Below are 16,560 nucleotides of genomic sequence, written 5' to 3'. Positions count from 1 at the left end.
ATCACCGCGTCAGCTTCTTGTACTTCACGCGGTGCGGGATGATGCTGTCCTGGCCGAGGCGGCGCATCTTGTCCTTCTCGTAATCCTGGAAGTTGCCTTCGAACCATTCGACATGGCTGTCGCCTTCGAAGGCCAGGATGTGGGTCGCGATGCGGTCGAGGAACCAGCGATCGTGGCTGATGATGACGGCGCAGCCGGCGAAATCCTCCAGCGCCTCTTCGAGCGCGCGGAGCGTGTCGACGTCGAGGTCGTTGGTCGGTTCGTCGAGCAGCAGCACGTTGGCGCCGGACTTCAGCATCTTTGCCAGATGCACGCGGTTGCGTTCACCGCCGGAGAGTGCGCCGACCTTTTTCTGTTGGTCAGCGCCCTTGAAGTTGAACGACGAGCAATAGCCGCGCGAGTTCACTTCCTTCTTGCCGAGCAGGATCAGCTCGTTGCCGCCGGAGATTTCCTCCCACACGGTCTTCTTGCCGTCGAGCGCATCGCGTGACTGGTCGACATAGCCCAGATGCACGGTCTCGCCGATCGTGATCGTGCCCTTGTCGGGCTTGTCCTGCCCCGTGATCATCCTGAACAGCGTGGTCTTGCCGGCGCCGTTGGGACCGATGACACCGACGATGCCGCCGGGCGGCAACTTGAAGGTGAGATCGTCGATCAGGAGCCGATCGCCAAAGCCTTTGCTGAGGCCTTCGAAATCGACCACGTTGGCGCCGAGCCGCTCGGCCACGGGAATGATGATCTGCGCAGTCTGGGTCTGCTTCTCGCTCGCCTGCTTGAGCAGCTCCTCATAGCGCTGATAGCGCGCCTTCGACTTGGCCTGGCGCGCCTTGGGCGAGGACGCGACCCATTCCTGCTCGCGGGCGAGCGTCTTCTGGTGCGCGGCGTCCTCGCGGCCTTCCTGCTCGAGGCGCTTCTGCTTCTGCACCAGCCAGGACGAATAATTGCCCTCGTAGGGGATGCCGCGGCCGCGATCGAGCTCGAGGATCCACCCCGTGACGTTGTCGAGGAAGTAGCGGTCGTGGGTGACGATCAGGATGGCGCCGGGATAGTTGCGAAGATGACCTTCGAGCCACGACACGGATTCGGCGTCGAGATGGTTGGTCGGTTCGTCCAGCAGAAGGAGGTCGGGCTGGTCGAGCAGAAGACGGCACAGCGCGACACGGCGGCGCTCGCCGCCGGAGAGCTTCGTCACGTCGGCATCATCAGGCGGGCAGCGCAGCGCGTCCATGGCCTGGTCGACCTTGCTGTCGAGATCCCAGAGGCCCTGGGCCTCGATCTCGTCCTGCAGCTTGGTCATCTCGTCGGCGGTCTCGTCCGAATAATTGACGGCGAGCTCGTTGTAGCGGTCGAGGATCGCCTTCTGCTTGGCGACGCCCTGCATGACGTTCTCGCGGACGGAAAGCGCGGGATCCAGGTGCGGTTCCTGTTCGAGATAGCCGACGCGGGCGCCCTCGGCGACCCAGGCCTCGCCGGTATATTCCTTGTCGAGGCCCGCCATGATCTTGAGCAAGGTCGACTTACCAGAGCCGTTGACGCCGAGAACGCCGATCTTGGCGTCCGGGTAAAAGCTGAGATGGATGTTGTCGAGCACCTTCCGGGTCGGGTAGCTCTTGGTCAGGCCTTGCATGAAATAGATGAACTGGCGCGCCATCGGTCCCGTGAAACCTTCAATTTGAGGAGATTTGCTAGCCGCCGATGTAGCGATCCCGCCCCCAAAGGGCAATGTTTTCCCTCCGTTCACCACGGATGAATACTGGCCGGACACCATCCGGCCACCGATCCGGACAATTGAAACCATCTTTTAATCAATCAGGCCAAAGCTCGGTTTCGCGCGGCAACAGCGCCACCCGCTCAGAATGAACGGGAGCACAGCGAGGCCCCATCATGGCTCTGATTGAGACCCATTCCCTTCCCGTTCCGGCGGAAGCCGGTCGCGGCAACGCGCTCGTGTCCGAGATCAAGGGTTTCTGGAAGCGCTTCTTCGCCACCGCCTTCAATCCCTACCGGCCCGAACTGCACTATATGCGCGGCCCCGGCCCCGCCTGGCGCGCCAAGCACGGCATGGATGCACCGATCCGGTTGAAGCCGCGCTGAAGCGCCCCGTCCCTGTCGGATTTTTGAAGTCCCAGACTGCTTGCGCGCGGAGCTGAATGCGCGCAACCATGGCCCCGTTCCGACAATGGCGCCCCGCCCGGCGCTGTCACCTCTCGCCGTCAACTCTGGCCTTGGATCGACGCTGATGACGCGGCTGCGCTGTGCAATTCTCGACGACTATTTCAACCTCGCCCTCGAGGTCGCCGATTGGTCGAAACTGTCCGACCGGATCGACACCACCGTGTTCAGCCATCCCTTCACCTCGGAGCAGGCCGCGGCCAGCGCGCTCGCCGATTTCGAGATCATCTGCGCGATGCGCGAGCGGACAGCGTTCCCCAGGAGCCTGTTCGACAAGCTGCCCAAGCTGAAGCTGCTGCTCACGTCAGGCATGCGCAACGCGGCGATCGACATGGAGGCCGCGAAGGCCAGGGGCGTCGTGATCGCCGGCACGCAATATTCGCGCGATCCGACCGCGCCGCTTGCCATGGGCCTGATCCTGGAGCTGACCCGCGGCATCGGCCGCGAGAATGCGCGCATGCATGCCGGCGAGCCCTGGCAGACCTTTGCCGGCGTCGAGATCGAGGGCCTTACGCTCGGCATCGTCGGCCTCGGCAAGCTCGGTAGCAAGATGGCCGGCATCGCCAAGGCGTTCGGCATGAAGGTGATTGCCTGGAGCCCGAACCTCACGCCGGAGAAGTGCGCCGCCGCCGGCGTCGGCTACGCCACCAAGGAGGAGCTGTTCGCCAAGGCCGACATCGTCACCATCCATGTGGTGCTGAGCGAGCGCTCGCGCGGCCTCGTCAGCCGCGAGGATCTTGCGCGAATGAAGCCGACCGCGTTCCTCGTCAACACAGCGCGCGGGCCCATTGTCGATGAGGCCGCGCTGCTGGAGGCCTTGCAGCAGCGCAGGATCGCGGGCGCTGGCCTCGACGTATTCTCGATCGAGCCGCTGCCGGTCGACCATCCCTTCCGCAAGCTCGACAATGTCGTGCTGACGCCGCATCTCGGCTACGCCACCAAGGACGGCTTGCGCATCCATTACGGCCAGATGGTCGAGGCGATCGACGCCTGGACCAAGGGCGGTGAGCTGCCTCGCAAGCTCGCCTGAAATGACGAAGGGCGTGCCGATGGCACGCCCTTTTGCAATCTGAATTCGTGAAGCGCTTTAGCGCACGGTGACCGGGGCGGGCAGCGGCGGCACGACGGTCGGCTGCGTGCCCGGCACGGGGCCTGCCTGGGCGGCCATTGGAGCCGGACCGGGTGCAGGCGCGGCCGATGCGGTCGTCGTACCAGCCGGCGGATTGCCAGGCATCACCACGACGCGGGTGCCGACCTTGGCACGGTCAAACAGGTCCGAGACGTCTTCGTTCAGCATGCCGATACAGCCTGACGAGACGAACTTGCCGATCGTCGAGGGCTGGTTGGTGCCGTGGATGCGGTACACGGTCGAACCGAGATACATCGCGCGGGCGCCCAGCGGATTGCCTTCGCCACCGGCCATGAAGCGCGGCAGATAGGGCTGGCGCTCGATCATTTCCGCCGGCGGATGCCAATCCGGCCACTCGGCCTTGCGGGTGATCTTCTGCACGCCGGTCCAGGTGAAGCCGTCGCGGCCGACGCGGACGCCGTAGCGAATCGCACGGCCATTGCCGAGGACGTAATAGAGGTAGGTGTTCGGGGTATCGACCACGATGGTGCCGGCCGGCTCCTTGGTCTGGAACGCGACCTCCTGGCGGCGCAGGTTCGGCGGCAGTTGCACGGGGGCAGCGTCGGGCTGCTCTTCGGGCGGCAGCGCGGCGACCGACGTCGGCCGGCCATCGGCGCCCTGCTGTGGGACCGCGCCGGTCGCGGCGGGGCCACCGATAGCTTCGGGCGGACGCATGCCATCGCTGGTTGGCGCCTGCCCCGGACGGTCGGCATAGATCACCGCGGGCGGAGCGGCAGGGCGGCCATAACGGGGATCGTCGGGCGACATGACCGGCCCCTGCGGCGGTGCGGCGGAATAGACCGGCGGAGCGCCAGCCGGGCGGCCATAACGCGGGTCATCCGGCGACATCACCGGGCCCTGCGGCGGAGCCGCGGAATAGACCGGCGGGCCGGCGGGACGAGCGTAGCGCGGATCCTCAGCCGGCCCGGGCGGCGGCAGCGAGGCCTGCGGCATTGCGTCGTCGTCGTCCAGCGCGTCGAAATTCGGGGTGCGGTCGCCGGGCCGATACTCGGCCGGAGCGCCATAGCTCGGCGCCTGCTGAACCGGATAGCTCTGGGCCTGTGCAAGCGAAGTTCCCGCCGCAGCGACTGTTGCGGCAGCGCATATCGTCAGAAAATGTTTGATCATCATCGCTCTTGTAAGTCCCCGGGCCCCGTCCGAGCCGATGACGGCCAGATGACCGAAGATAGCGGCACATTCAAGACATAACAGGCTGATTTGTGCCCGATTTAGCGATTTGTGATGCAATCGCACACAGTTGCCCCGTTGCATCACGGGGTGAAAATCGCACCCCGCCGTAGATTGCCGGAGTCATCAGCCCCGATTTTTACGGAACGGGGCGAAGGCGTTGCGATATGGTCGAATCAGCCTGATTCGCCACCGATTTGAGCTCGAATCCCCGCGTGGCGAAGGCGGCAACCAGTACCGTCACCGCGTTCAGATGGCTCATGGGCCCTGGCCACACGCCGCCGGGGCGGAAATTCGCAACCCGTCGATGCTTCCCGGCTTTCGCTTCCTGCTTGCCGCGATCCTGCTGTCTACCTCCATCCTGGTGTTCGGCCTGGGCGCCGCCGCGCTCGTGCGGGCGAGCCACGAGCAGTATGTCAGCAACCCCTCCTGGCGGAACGGCCCGCAGGAGCAGATGTTCGCGCAAGCCTCCGAGCCTGCCCAGCCGGTGCTTGCGGCCCTGCACATCGAGCCCGCCGCGCCGGTCGCCAACGATGCGGCGCCTGCGATGCCCGCGCAGGTCTCGAGCAGCCAGGTCTCGAGCAACCAGGTCTCGAGCAACCAGGTCCCGAGCATCGGACTGCCCGCGGTCGAAACGGGACCCGAGCAGATGGCTGCGGTGACGCTCGACGCCAAGGTCCAGCCTGAGCCCCAGCCTGAGCCTCAGGTCGTCGCCGTTGCGGCGGTGGCAGAGCCGGCTGCGTCCGCCACCGAAGCGCAGGCTCCTGAGCCGGCCAGGAGTGAGGCGGCAGCTTCCGCGCCCACCGACACGCTCACCCCGGCCGACACCACGGCTTCCATCGCCATGACGATTCCGGCCCCGGCCACGAGCGCCACCGACGTGCCGCGCACCGCAACGCCGGCGCTGGCCTCGCGCGTGAGCGACATCGCAGCGGCCAGAGTGGCGGCACTGAACGACCTCGCGCCGCCGGCAGTGCCCAAGGCCAACAGCGCAAAGCAAGACAGCAAGCCGCGTGCATACAAGCCGAAGAAGCGTCACCGCATCGTACGGCGCGCGCCGCCTCAGCAGGTCAACCAGGCGCTCGATCCGTTCGGCCAGCAACGGCAGCTGCAGCAGCTACAACAACAGCAGCAGCTGCAGCAGCTACAACAGCAGCAGCTGCAGCAGCTACAACAGCAGCAGCTACAGCAGCGGCAGCAGCAGATGCTCGCCACGGCGTCCACGCGCCCGCGCCAATAAGGCTTACGCCGGTCCGGTCGCGATGGCCGGGCCGCCCTCCTGGCCCCATTCCGACCACGAGCCGTCATAGAGAGCGGTGTCGGTAATCCCAAGGCGATAGAGCGCGAGCGTCAGCACGCCGGCAGAGACACCGGAGCCGCAGCTCGTGACGATCGGCGCATCGAGCTTGACGCCGGCACCGGTGAAGGCGGCGCGCAAATCCTCGAGTGGCTTCATCACCCCGGTCGCGGCATCGAACAGCTGGCTATAAGGCACATTGCGCGCGCCGGGGATGTGGCCGGAGCGGATGCCCGCGCGCGGCTCGGGAGCGCGGCCCTCGAAACGATCGGCGGCGCGGGCGTCGATCACCTGCTCGGCGCGGCTTTCGAGGTTGGCGATCAGCTGCTGCATGCTGCGCACGCGCTTCGGATCGTAACTGGCCCTGAAGCTTGCAGGCTTCGGCTTGACCTCGCCGCCCTCGACCGCACGTCCCTCGGCGCGCCACTTCTTCAGCCCGCCATTGAGGATGCGGACATTGCTGTGGCCGAAGGCCAGGAACATCCACCACGCGCGGGGCGCGGCGACCCAGCCGCCGGCATCGTAGATCACCACTGTATCGGCGTTGGAAATGCCGAGATTGCCGACGTCGCGGCCGAACTGCTCGGCGCTCGGATACATGTGGGGCAGCGGATTGGAATGATCGGACACCGCGTCGACGTCGAAGAACACAGCACCCGGCAGATGCGCGGCGAGATAATCATCCTTCGGCAGCGGCAGCACGCCCGGCAGCTTGAAGCTGGCGTCGAGCACTTTGACGTTGGAATCATTGATATGGGCGGCGAGCCATTCGGTGGAGACGAGGGGATCGGTCGGCATTGGTGTTTCCTTTGTCATTCCGGGGCGCGCGAAGCGCGAACCCGGAATCCATCGGGCCGCGGAGTTGGTGGATGAATGGATCCCGGGCTCGTGCTGCGCACGCCCCGGAATGACGAGAGCAATTACTTCTTCTTCGGCTCCCAGGCTTCCGTCGGTCCGCCGGCATCGCGCCAGGCGGCAAAGCCGCCGGCGATGTGGGCGACAGGCTTGAGACCCATGTCTTGCGCGGTCTTGGCGGCGAGCGCGGAGCGCAGGCCGCCGGCGCAGTGAAACACGAACTTCTTGTCCTCCTGGAAGATCGGCTTGGCGTAGGGGCTCTGCGGATCGATCCAGAATTCGAGCATGCCGCGGGTGCAGGAGAATGCACCGGGAATGCGGCCCTCGCGCTCGATCTCGCGGGGATCTCTGATATCGACGATGACCACGTCGCCATTCTTGGAGATCTCGATGGCGTCCTTGGCCGAGAGCGTCTCGATCTCGGCATTGGCCTCGTCGCAAAGCTGCTTGATGCCGCGGGTGATGTTTTGGGGCATGTGGTTCTCCCTTCTTCTCTTCCGGGGCGCGCGCAGCGCGAACCCGGAATCCATTTCTCGACTAACTCTGCCGCCCGATGGATTCCGGGTGCGCCCTTCGGGCGCCCCGGAATGACGCGAGGCTAGTGCGTCAATTCCTTCATCGCATTCTCCAGACCTTCGATCGTGATCGGGTACATGCGATTGGCAAAAATGCGTTTGATGATGGTGGTGGATTCCGAATAGTCCCAGTGCTTCTGCGCGACCGGGTTGAGCCACACCGTGTGCGGATAGGTGCGGATGATGCGGTCGAGCCAGACCGAGCCGGGCTCCTCGTTGACATGCTCGACCGAGCCGCCGGGCACCATGATCTCGTAAGGGCTCATCGAGGCGTCGCCGACGAACACGACCTTGTAGTCGTGCGGATATTTGTGCAGCACGTCCCAGGTCGGGGTGCGATCGGTGAAGCGGCGCTTGTTCTGCTTCCACACGCCTTCATAGAGGCAGTTGTGCAAGTAGAAATACTCCATGTGCTTGAACTCGCTCTTCGCCGCCGAGAACAGCTCCTCGACCTGCTCGATATGCGAATCCATGGAGCCGCCGATGTCGAAGAACACCAGCAGCTTCACCGCATTGCGCCGCTCGGGGCGCATGTGAACGTCGAGATAGCCGTGATTGGCGGTCTCGCGAATGGTGGTGTCGAGATCGAGCTCGTCGGGCGCGCCGGTGCGCGCGAATTTGCGCAGGCGGCGCAGCGCCACCTTGATGTTGCGGATACCGAGCTCGACATTGCCGTCGAGATCCTTGAACTCGCGCTTGTCCCACACCTTCACGGCGCGGTTGTTGCGGTTCTTCTCCTGGCCGATGCGGACGCCTTCGGGATTGTAGCCATGCGCGCCGAACGGCGAGGTGCCGGCCGTGCCGATCCATTTCGAGCCGCCTTGATGGCGGCCCTTCTGCTCCTCGAGGCGCTTCTTCAAGGTCTCCATGAGCTTGTCCCAGCCCATGGCTTCGATCTGCTTCTTCTCTTCCTCGGAAAGGTATTTTTCGGCGAGCTTCTTCAGCCATTCCTCGGGAATCTCCGCCTTCTCCATGGCGTCGAGCAGGCTTTCCAGCCCCTTGAACACCGTGCCGAAGACACGGTCGAACTTGTCGAGATTGCGCTCGTCCTTCACCAGCGAGGCGCGCGAGAGGTAGTAGAAATTCTCGACCGAATAGTCCGACAGGTCAGCGTCGAGCGCCTCCATCAGCGTGAGGTATTCGCGCAGCGTGACGGGGACCTGCGCATCGCGCAGAGACGTGAAGAATTGCAGGAACATGGGTGACAGATTGCCCGTCGCTTGGCGAACGTCAAGGGGCGCGCCTTCATCTCTCCCACAGGGAGAGGTCGGCACGCAGTGCCGGGTGAGGGGTTCTGCTTCCTCGAGGGACCTGCGCCCCCTCACCCGGATCGCAAGCGCGATCCGACCTTTCCCCGTCGGGGAGAGGTGAAGGACAATCGCGAGCCTGCGATTCAACATGGACCGGGAGGCTATTTGCTCTAGAATTGACCACCTCAACGGGTCGTTTTGGGGAATGATGCAATGGGTATTCTCGCAGCGCTCATCATTGGCGCGATCGCCGGCTGGCTGGCCGGCAAGATTGTCCACGGGGCGGGATTTGGGCTGATCGGCAACATCGTCGTCGGTATCATCGGCGCACTGGTGGCCAGCTGGGTGCTGCCGCAGCTGCACATCGAGCTCGCGACCGGCACGCTCGGCTCCATCGTCGATGCCACGATCGGCGCGGTGATTGTGCTGGTGATCCTTTCGCTGATAAGACGGGTCTGAAAGCCTGACCGAACCAGGAACGGCCGCCACGTGCGGCCGTTCCCATGTCGCGACCGGGGCACTCTTCCCGCCGACGACCAACAAGGACGCGCGATGAAATTTACCGGCACCAAGGACTATGTTGCGACCGACGATCTCAAGGTCGCCGTCAATGCCTCGATCGTGCTGGAGCGGCCGCTCCTGGTGAAGGGCGAGCCCGGCACCGGCAAGACGGTGCTGGCGGAGGAAGTGGCGAAGGCGTTGAACGCGCCGCTTTTGACCTGGCACATCAAGTCCACCACCAAGGCCCAGCAGGGCCTCTACGAATACGATGCAGTGTCGCGCCTGCGCGACAGCCAGCTCGGCGATGCCCGCGTGTCCGACATCAAGAACTACATCAAGCGCGGCAAGCTGTGGGAAGCCTTCACGGCCGAGCAGCGCCCGGTGCTCCTGATCGACGAGATCGACAAGGCCGACATCGAATTCCCCAACGATTTGCTGCTCGAGCTCGACCGCATGGAATTCCATGTCTACGAGACCGGCGAGACCATCAAGGCCAAGCAGCGCCCGATCATGATGATCACCTCCAACAACGAGAAGGAGCTGCCGGACGCTTTTCTCCGCCGCTGCTTCTTCCATTACATCAAGTTCCCCGATGCCGACACGATGGGCCGCATCGTCGACGTCCACTTCCCCGGCATCAAGAAGCGCCTGGTCGAGGAAGCCTTGCGCATCTTCTTCGAGGTGCGCGAGGTGCCCGGCCTGAAGAAGAAGCCGTCGACCTCCGAGCTTTTGGACTGGCTCAAGCTTCTGCTCAACGAGGACATGAGCGTCGAGCAGCTTAGGGAACGCGACCCGCGCAAACTGATCCCGCCGCTGCACGGCGCGCTGCTGAAGAACGAGCAGGACGTGCACCTGTTCGAGCGACTGGCGTTCTTGAGCAGAAGGGAAGTGTGAGGCGAGCTGCGGCGAATCTCACGGTGCCGTAGGGTGAGCAAACGCGCGACGGGCCGTGCCCACCAATCGGTAACGACACGTGGGCACGCTTCGCTTTGCCCACCCTACGATATCCGCGTCCGGGGCACGGGAGTGCAGTGTGACGCACCATCACCTCCACATCGTCATTGCGAGCGCAGCGAAGCAATCCAGAATCCTTCCGCGGAAAGACTCTGGATTGCTTCGCTGCGCTCGCAATGACGGAGTATGAGGCAGCATCGCCGCTCGTTCAGCTCGCACTTTGACTCGCAGACATACCTTCGCATCCTCGCGGCTGATCCCGCCCGAGCTTTGCTTCGTTCCGTCACCCCCAAGAACAGAGGGTGCAGGGAAGGCCGGGTGCCGACTGAGCACCCACGGTCCGCTGTGCGCGTGTAGCGCAATGAGAAATGCACAGCGGCATACAGGTGAAGCCGAACACACGGCCTTCCCTGCGCGATGGTCGGACGGCTTATGCCGCGCTCTCCCGGGAGCCGAATTCCTTCTGGCCTCCCTCGCCTTGCGGAAGTCACCGGCACCGCGCCGGTTGACGCTGATGCCGCATCCGCAAGACTTGACCGTAGCGACGACGGTCGGGACCACACGGTTTTGCCGTACGCGAGCGAGGCGCCGTTCGTACTACGCGGCTTGCAAGTCGCTCACGGGGTTCGGCTCAATCCATCGCCCCGCCCTGCCACCCGCATCCGCGACGACGCTGCCCACGTCCACCGCAGCCCGATCCGCGGCTCGTGACGACGTACGACCGCCCCTCTTCGCCGGATCAGGATGGGCGAAACATACGACAAATCCGAATTTCGGCAAAGCGGAATATTTTTGTACGGAGGGGTTGACGGGGTGGCGGGTGTTTTGCCCGACGGGTCGTCTCGTAGGGTGGGTTACGCCAGCGGATTGCGCTTCGCGCAACCCGCTAGCTAACCGACCCTACGCTGCTGTTCCCACCGCCGTCTCCGGAATCCGCGCGGCTTCCATCGGGGCCTTGCCGCGGATCAAATCGGAGGCGCGGTCGGCGATCATCATCGTCGATGCGTTGAGGTTCGCCGAGATCATGCGAGGCATCACCGAGGCGTCGATGACGCGGAGGCCTTCGAGGCCGTGGACGCGGAGCTGGTCGTCGACGACGGCCCAGGTCGAGTCCGCCGGGCCCATGCGGCAGGTGCAGCCGGGGTGGAAAGTCGTGGTGCCCCGCTCTGTTGCCGCGTGCAAAAACTCGTCGTCGGTGACGACGTTGGGGCCGGGGAAATCCTCATAGGCGTAATAGGGCGACAGCGGCGCGCTCTTCAAGAGCCGCCGCGCCAGCTTCATGCCGCCGACGATGACGCGGCGGTCGAGCTCGGCATCGAGATAATTGGTCTGGATGATCGGCGGCGCGAACGGATCATTGGAGCGGATGCGGACATAGCCGCGGCTCTCCGGGCGCTGCTGCCAGGACGCCACCGTCATGCCGGGCTCGTCCTCGAGCTGGCCCTGCACCCCTTCCTTGTAGCTTGCCGGCGTGAAGGTGAGCTGGAGGTCGGACGACTCCGCGCTCTCCCCGGAGTGCCAGAAGCAATAGACCATGGTCGGGGACAGCGAGAGCAGGCCGCGGCGTGCGGTGGCCCATTTCATCGCCTCGACCCAGAGCCGCCAGCCGCGGCGAAGCTCGTTGATGGTCTTGATGTCCTTGACCCGCGCCACCGTGCGCGGGGCGTAATGGTCCTGCAGCCCCTCGCCGACCGGCAGCGCGTGACGCACCTTGATGCCATGGGCGTTCAGCAGGTCGGGCGAGCCGATGCCGGAGAGCTGCAACAGCTGCGGCGAATTATAGGTGCCGCCGGCGAGGATCACCTCCTTGTTGGCGCGCACCTCCACCGGCGTGCCGCCGCGACCGCCCTTGCTGTAGCGTACGCCGACGGCGCGCTTGCCCTCAAAGATGATCTCGGTCGCATGCGCATGGGTGTGCACATGCACGTTCGGCCGCTTCATCGCCGGCTTGAGGAAAGCGGTCGCACCCGAGACGCGCAGGCCGTTGTTGATGGTGCGCTGGCAATAGGAGACGCCTTCCTGGGTCCTGCCGTTGTAGTCAGGGTTGCGCGGAATGCCGAGCGAGACCGCGCCTTCCATGAAGGCCTCGCAGAGCGGATCGCGCCAGTCCATCGTGGTGACGATGAGGTTGCCGTCGCGGCCGCGATAGATGTCCTCGCCTTCGCCGATCCGCTTCTCCAGCCGGCGGAAGTAGGGCAGCACGTCGGCATAGCCCCAGCCGCGATTGCCCATCTGCGCCCAGGTGTCGAAATCCATGCGCTGGCCGCGGTTGTAGATGTGGCCGTTGATCGAGGACGAGCCGCCGAGCGTCTTGCCGCGCGGCGCGTAGATGCTGCGCCCATTGGTGTAGGGCCCGGGCTCCTGCTGATAGGCCCAGTTGATGCTCTTCATGTGGAAGGTCTTGATGAAACCCGCCGGCAGATGGATGTAGGGGTGCCAGTCGTTCGGCCCCGCTTCGAGCACGCAGACGCTGGTGTTGGGATCTTCGCTGAGCCTGGAGGTGAGGACGCAACCGGCCGAACCAGCGCCGATGATCACATAGTCAAATCTATCCATGGTGCCTGCGCCTTTAAAGCGAAATGAGTCTTGATTGAATCGGTGCCTGAAGCTGGCGCCCTTCACCTCTCCCGGAGGGAGAGGTCGATTTGCGCAGCAAATCGGGTGAGGGCTTCAGGTCCCACGAGAGACCGGTCCCCTCACCCGCGCCTTCGGCGCGACCTCTCCCTATGGGAGAGGTGATCGAGCCCGCGGCGGCATTGGTGCGAAAAGCATGCATGAAAGCTAGCGCGGCTTGTCGTTGAGTTGATATTCCAGATGCGCCTTCACCGTCGGCCATTCGGCGGCGGTGATGCTGTACACGACGGTGTCGCGCAGCGTGCCGTTGGGCGCGACCTGGTGGCTGCGCAAAATGCCGTCCTGCCTGGCGCCGAGACGCTCGATGGCGCGGCGGCTCTGGTGGTTGAAGAAATGGGTGCGGAATTCCACCGCGATGCAGTTCAGCGCCTCGAAGGCGTGGGTGAGCAGCAGCAGCTTGCACTGCGTGTTGAGCGGGCCGCGCTGCACGCTCTTGCCATACCAGGTCGAGCCGATCTCGACGCGGCGGTTGTTGGCATCGATGTTCATGTAGGTGGTCATGCCGACGATGTTGCCGCCGGCGTCGAACACCGTGAATGGCAGCATCGAGCCAGCGGCCTGAAGGCCGAGGCGGCGGTCGATCTCCTTGCCCATGTTCTCGGGCAGCGGGATCGCGGTGTACCAGAGCTTTGACAGCTCGCCGTCCTTCACGGCCTCGGTCAGCCCCGCAAGGTGCTGTTTCGACAGCGGCTCGAGACGGGCGTGCTGTCCACGCAGGGTGATGGGATCAGGCCAGGGCATTCGATCGTCCTCATGGTTGTCATTCCGGGATGGTCCGCAGGACCAGACCCGGAATCTCGAGATCCCGGGTTCGGCTCTTCGAGCCGCCCCGGGATGACGATGGCGTACTACGCCATCGTCACTTATTCAGAAAATTCAACGGCAAACCGCTGCGCGGCCAGTCCATGGCGATCAGCTCGCCCTTGCCTGACAGCGTGATATAGGCGGTCTTCAGCTCGGGGCCGCCGAAGGCGATGTTGGTGGTGACGCGGTCGCCGGTCGGGACCTGCTCGACCAGGGCGCCGTCGGGCGCGACCACCGAGATGCAGCCGGAGACGAGCGTGGCGACGCAGACATTGCCGTTGGCCTCGACCGCGAGCGAGTCGAACATCTGGTAGCCGCCAAGGCCGCAGATCGGCTTGCCCCGCTCGCCGCGATAGATCGCCTCGCGCGGCTTGAGCACGCCGGGCGCGGAGAGCTCATAGGCCCAGAGCCGGGCCGTCGGCGTCTCCGCGATGTAGACGGTGTTCTCGTCCGGCGACAGGCCAATGCCGTTGGCCGGCAGCACGCCGTGCACGATTTCGACGATCTCGGTCATGCCGGGCTTGAGATAGTACATGCCGCCGACATCCATCTCGCGGGGACGGCGCTTGCCGAGATCGGAGAACCAGAGGCCGCCATGCTTGTCGAAGACGAGATCGTTCGGCCCGCGCAGATCGTGCGCGCCGCATTTGGTCACGACGGTCTCGACCTTGCCCGTTTGCAGATCGACGCGCTGGATCGACCCGCCGAGATAATCCTCCGGCTGCGGGCCCGGCATGATCATCTTGCCGGTCGGAATCCAGGAGAAGCCGCCATTGTTGCAGATGTAGATTTTTCCGTCCGGGCCAAGTGCGGCGCCGTTCGGCCCGCCCGGCACCTTAGCGACGACCTCCTTGCGGCCATCAGGATAGACCCGGGTCAGGCGCTGGCCACGGATTTCCACCAGCACGACCGAACCGTCAGGCATCACGACGGGGCCTTCCGGGAATTCGAGGTCGGTGGCGAGAACGCGGATGTCAGACATGGCAGTGGACATTGGCGGGACCCTCCGGGCTGCTTGTTATGGCTTGCTCGGGATGTCCGGCACGGGCCCCGCTGGCAAGTTTTGCCAGCGGTTATGACAAAACAGGTCTCCCTTGCCAAGCAAGCGGGCGCAATGCTGCGTTGCAGCCTTATCCTTTGATGGGCACCCAGATCTCGAAGCCGCCATTGCCGCTGACCGGATCGAACTTCTCGTCGTAGCGCTCGAAATTGGGGGCGTCGGCGGCCTTGTAGCTGGAAGCCGGCAGCCATTGATTCCAGATCGCGTTGACGGTGCGGCGGATCGAGGCGACGTGGTCGCTGTGGGTGAACACCGCGTAGCGCTGCTCGGGGATACGGATGCGACTGAGCCCGCGAGGCAGATCGGAGAAGTCGGCAACCTCGACACCGGCGATGTAGTCGAAATTGCCGGAATCATCGCCGTTGCAGCAGACGCCGTAAGCCACGTTGCCGATGCGCCCGGGAATGTCGGCGACCTGCTGGTGGAAGCGGGCCCACATCCCGGGGATGATGGCGCCATTGTCGCAGGTGATGCGCTCGGCGAGGCCGGCGACGAGGAAGGCCTTTGCGGTTTCGAAACGCGGGGCTTTGAGAGTGTCCGAGATCGTGGAGTCCATGAGGATCGGCTCCTGAAGCTTGAGCTGGCTTGTGCACGTCGCCGCTCTTACCGCTTCGGGCGTGGTGCCGAACTGGTCGCGGAACGCGCGGGTGAACGCTTCGTGCGAGCCGTAATCCGCCTCCAGGGCGACGCTGAGAATGTCCGGCGCGCCGTTGGCGAGACGACGCGCCGCCTCGCTCAGCCGCCGCGCCCGCACGTAGCGCATCACCGGGAAGCCGGTGGCTGCGGCAAACGCACGCACCATGTGGAACCGCGACACGCCTCCGATCGCAGCGATCTCATCGAGCGTCATCGGCTCGGCCAGATGGCTTTCGATGTACCAGAGCGCGCGCTGGGCTGGGTTCATGGCTCAAGGCTCTCGTTCGAAGCGGGGTGATGATGCGCCCTCACCGCGCGCCTCGCTTGATCGGGATTGCTGTCGTGCCGCTAGCGCGGAACTCGTAGGGTGGATTAGCCGAAGGCGTAATCCACCAACTTCGTTCTGCATTTGCGGAAACATGGTGGGTTACGCCCTGCATATGCACTTCGTGCATCTGCAGGGCTAACCCACCCTACGGCACCTACTTCGCATCCTTCGGCGGCGGCGCATCCTGTTTCTTCTTCATATCCTCCGCCTGCTTCGCCTGCGCGGCCTGGAGATCGCCGATGGTTTTCTGCAAACCGGCCAGCGTCACCTTCAGCGTATCGATCTGCCTCATGGCGGCATCCAGTTTCTGCTGGTGATCGAGATTGAGCTTGGTGATGGTCTTCTGGAGGAAATCGACATTGCTCTGCAGGCAGCTGGTACGCCGCTCCATGGTCTTCTCGACCGTGCAGATCTCGATGCCGGGAACGTCCTGCGCCGCGACCCGCGTAGGCGCGACGAGCGGTAACATGGCGAAACAAACAGCGGCGATCCGGCGCGGCATCCAGGTTCCTCATCATCGATCACGGCAATGTGCGCCGATTGCGCAGAGCCGCGTGAGGCTACCACACTGGCACCGCATTCTCGCGTTGAGCTTGGCACGTTCCCTCGGATGATCCTTTGGATGGGGAGCAGGAAACCGCGCGCGGAAGAGGTGGGCGCTCTTTCCGCGGCTTTGATTAGGGGAGATTTTTGGAATGGCAACGCGTGATAGACGTCTGGCTGAATTCGATGGCGCCGGAGAACCGCCACCTGGTCTGCCGGTCGAAGTGCTGTGTGAGGACCACAGTGGAACGTATCAACTGCCGTTCGCCTGCCGCTATGTCGAGGGCCGCTGGCAGAACCACGTGGCCGGCGTCCCGGTGGAAGCCACCGTCATCGGCTGGCGCGTGCCGCGCGTGAAACATTCCGGCGCGGCTTGACGGGCGCCTCTGTCTCAAAATGCAACGGCGCCGCGCTCCACCTTAACGAACGGAACGCGGCCCGAACGAATCACGTCCGAATCAGCCTGGTGGCTCCGTACGCGGCTGTTCACGGCTAGATGTCGACAAAGTACTGATGGCACGCACAATATCTGCCCAGCGCGCGAGCTGGCCGCCGCCGCAGACCGTCCGCAAAAGTTAATCATCGCAAGGACATAGAGGCAGGCGGGGACGCTGGCCGCATCCGCTCCGGAAAC

The 16,560-nt window shown here is 64.4% G+C and carries 16 protein-coding genes; 6 read left to right on the top strand and 10 right to left on the bottom strand.

Annotation, left to right across the window (positions count from 1 at the left end; genetic code table 11):
• Position 1: 1 nt before the first annotated feature.
• The gene (gene ettA, locus XH80_RS34540) at positions 2-1,651 is read right to left on the bottom strand and encodes an energy-dependent translational throttle protein EttA (protein WP_057754174.1); all 1,650 of its coding nucleotides are present in this window, start codon (positions 1,649-1,651) and stop codon (positions 2-4) included.
• A gap of 233 nt (positions 1,652-1,884) precedes the next feature.
• Between ettA and XH80_RS34535 the strand changes: the two genes are divergently transcribed.
• The gene (locus XH80_RS34535) at positions 1,885-2,094 is read left to right on the top strand and encodes a hypothetical protein (protein WP_057754170.1); all 210 of its coding nucleotides are present in this window, start codon (positions 1,885-1,887) and stop codon (positions 2,092-2,094) included.
• Between the two features lie 145 nt (positions 2,095-2,239).
• Positions 2,240-3,202 (top strand): D-2-hydroxyacid dehydrogenase family protein, encoded by a 963-nt coding sequence (locus tag XH80_RS34530; protein WP_271602471.1) that lies wholly within the window; start codon positions 2,240-2,242, stop codon positions 3,200-3,202.
• A 57-nt stretch (positions 3,203-3,259) separates the two neighbouring features.
• On the opposite strand, the gene XH80_RS34525 is transcribed toward XH80_RS34530, so the two are convergent.
• Positions 3,260-4,429, bottom strand: coding sequence for a L,D-transpeptidase (locus XH80_RS34525; protein ID WP_271602470.1), 1,170 nt, complete (start codon positions 4,427-4,429; stop codon positions 3,260-3,262).
• 220 nt (positions 4,430-4,649) lie between these two features.
• Between XH80_RS34525 and XH80_RS34520 the strand changes: the two genes are divergently transcribed.
• A complete protein-coding gene (locus XH80_RS34520; RefSeq protein WP_271602469.1) occupies positions 4,650-5,729 on the top strand; it encodes a hypothetical protein in 1,080 nt (359 codons plus the stop codon).
• A 3-nt stretch (positions 5,730-5,732) separates the two neighbouring features.
• On the opposite strand, the gene sseA is transcribed toward XH80_RS34520, so the two are convergent.
• The 3 genes from sseA to XH80_RS34505 all read right to left on the bottom strand — a co-directional run bounded on the left by sseA (position 5,733) and on the right by XH80_RS34505 (position 8,415).
• A complete protein-coding gene (sseA, locus tag XH80_RS34515; RefSeq protein WP_271602468.1) occupies positions 5,733-6,584 on the bottom strand; it encodes a 3-mercaptopyruvate sulfurtransferase in 852 nt (283 codons plus the stop codon).
• 122 nt (positions 6,585-6,706) lie between these two features.
• A complete protein-coding gene (locus XH80_RS34510; protein WP_057754161.1) occupies positions 6,707-7,117 on the bottom strand; it encodes a rhodanese-like domain-containing protein in 411 nt (136 codons plus the stop codon).
• 122 nt (positions 7,118-7,239) lie between these two features.
• Entirely contained in the window at positions 7,240-8,415 is a 1,176-nt protein-coding gene (locus XH80_RS34505) for a vWA domain-containing protein (protein ID WP_271602467.1), read from the bottom strand.
• Between the two features lie 264 nt (positions 8,416-8,679).
• Between XH80_RS34505 and XH80_RS34500 the strand changes: the two genes are divergently transcribed.
• Together XH80_RS34500 and XH80_RS34495 are read left to right on the top strand one after the other, a co-directional pair.
• Positions 8,680-8,925, top strand: a complete 246-nt coding sequence (locus tag XH80_RS34500; protein ID WP_271602466.1) for a GlsB/YeaQ/YmgE family stress response membrane protein — start codon at positions 8,680-8,682, stop codon at positions 8,923-8,925.
• Between the two features lie 93 nt (positions 8,926-9,018).
• Positions 9,019-9,861, top strand: coding sequence for an AAA family ATPase (locus XH80_RS34495; RefSeq protein ID WP_018641030.1), 843 nt, complete (start codon positions 9,019-9,021; stop codon positions 9,859-9,861).
• Between the two features lie 960 nt (positions 9,862-10,821).
• Here XH80_RS34495 and XH80_RS34490 read toward each other — a convergent pair.
• From XH80_RS34490 to XH80_RS34470, 5 genes are all read right to left on the bottom strand, one after another.
• Complete coding sequence (locus XH80_RS34490) at positions 10,822-12,477, bottom strand: GMC family oxidoreductase (protein ID WP_271602465.1); 1,656 nt, start codon at positions 12,475-12,477, stop codon at positions 10,822-10,824.
• Positions 12,478-12,702: 225 nt separating this feature from the next.
• Entirely contained in the window at positions 12,703-13,296 is a 594-nt protein-coding gene (locus XH80_RS34485) for a GNAT family N-acetyltransferase (RefSeq protein ID WP_271602464.1), read from the bottom strand.
• 118 nt (positions 13,297-13,414) lie between these two features.
• Positions 13,415-14,341 (bottom strand): SMP-30/gluconolactonase/LRE family protein, encoded by a 927-nt coding sequence (locus XH80_RS34480; protein ID WP_271602785.1) that lies wholly within the window; start codon positions 14,339-14,341, stop codon positions 13,415-13,417.
• 148 nt (positions 14,342-14,489) lie between these two features.
• Positions 14,490-15,323, bottom strand: coding sequence for an AraC family transcriptional regulator (locus XH80_RS34475; protein ID WP_271602463.1), 834 nt, complete (start codon positions 15,321-15,323; stop codon positions 14,490-14,492).
• 214 nt (positions 15,324-15,537) lie between these two features.
• The gene (locus XH80_RS34470; RefSeq protein WP_271602462.1) at positions 15,538-15,885 is read right to left on the bottom strand and encodes a hypothetical protein; all 348 of its coding nucleotides are present in this window, start codon (positions 15,883-15,885) and stop codon (positions 15,538-15,540) included.
• Positions 15,886-16,078: 193 nt separating this feature from the next.
• Between XH80_RS34470 and XH80_RS34465 the strand changes: the two genes are divergently transcribed.
• Positions 16,079-16,303, top strand: coding sequence for a hypothetical protein (locus XH80_RS34465; protein WP_220005815.1), 225 nt, complete (start codon positions 16,079-16,081; stop codon positions 16,301-16,303).
• The last annotated feature ends 257 nt before the right edge of the window (positions 16,304-16,560 follow it).

Source organism: Bradyrhizobium sp. CCBAU 45384 (assembly GCF_028128665.1).
GTDB lineage: Bacteria > Pseudomonadota > Alphaproteobacteria > Rhizobiales > Xanthobacteraceae > Bradyrhizobium > Bradyrhizobium manausense.
The sequence above is the reverse complement of the archived record's forward strand: the minus strand, read 5'-3'. Positions and strand labels throughout refer to the sequence as shown.

Bases quoted from the DNA above. Each gene is read 5' to 3' on its own strand.
- XH80_RS34535 (WP_057754170.1), top strand. From the start codon at position 1,885: ATGGCTCTGATTGAGACCCATTCCCTTCCCGTTCCGGCGGAAGCCGGT.
- XH80_RS34465 (WP_220005815.1), top strand. From the start codon at position 16,079: ATGGCAACGCGTGATAGACGTCTGGCTGAATTCGATGGCGCCGGAGAA.
- XH80_RS34500 (WP_271602466.1), top strand. From the start codon at position 8,680: ATGGGTATTCTCGCAGCGCTCATCATTGGCGCGATCGCCGGCTGGCTG.
- XH80_RS34510 (WP_057754161.1), bottom strand. From the start codon at position 7,117: ATGCCCCAAAACATCACCCGCGGCATCAAGCAGCTTTGCGACGAGGCC.
- sseA (WP_271602468.1), bottom strand. From the start codon at position 6,584: ATGCCGACCGATCCCCTCGTCTCCACCGAATGGCTCGCCGCCCATATC.
- ettA (WP_057754174.1), bottom strand. From the start codon at position 1,651: ATGGCGCGCCAGTTCATCTATTTCATGCAAGGCCTGACCAAGAGCTAC.
- XH80_RS34490 (WP_271602465.1), bottom strand. From the start codon at position 12,477: ATGGATAGATTTGACTATGTGATCATCGGCGCTGGTTCGGCCGGTTGC.
- XH80_RS34495 (WP_018641030.1), top strand. From the start codon at position 9,019: ATGAAATTTACCGGCACCAAGGACTATGTTGCGACCGACGATCTCAAG.
- XH80_RS34475 (WP_271602463.1), bottom strand. From the start codon at position 15,323: ATGAACCCAGCCCAGCGCGCGCTCTGGTACATCGAAAGCCATCTGGCC.
- XH80_RS34530 (WP_271602471.1), top strand. From the start codon at position 2,240: ATGACGCGGCTGCGCTGTGCAATTCTCGACGACTATTTCAACCTCGCC.
- XH80_RS34485 (WP_271602464.1), bottom strand. From the start codon at position 13,296: ATGCCCTGGCCTGATCCCATCACCCTGCGTGGACAGCACGCCCGTCTC.
- XH80_RS34470 (WP_271602462.1), bottom strand. From the start codon at position 15,885: ATGCCGCGCCGGATCGCCGCTGTTTGTTTCGCCATGTTACCGCTCGTC.
- XH80_RS34480 (WP_271602785.1), bottom strand. From the start codon at position 14,341: ATGTCTGACATCCGCGTTCTCGCCACCGACCTCGAATTCCCGGAAGGC.
- XH80_RS34505 (WP_271602467.1), bottom strand. From the start codon at position 8,415: ATGTTCCTGCAATTCTTCACGTCTCTGCGCGATGCGCAGGTCCCCGTC.
- XH80_RS34525 (WP_271602470.1), bottom strand. From the start codon at position 4,429: ATGATCAAACATTTTCTGACGATATGCGCTGCCGCAACAGTCGCTGCG.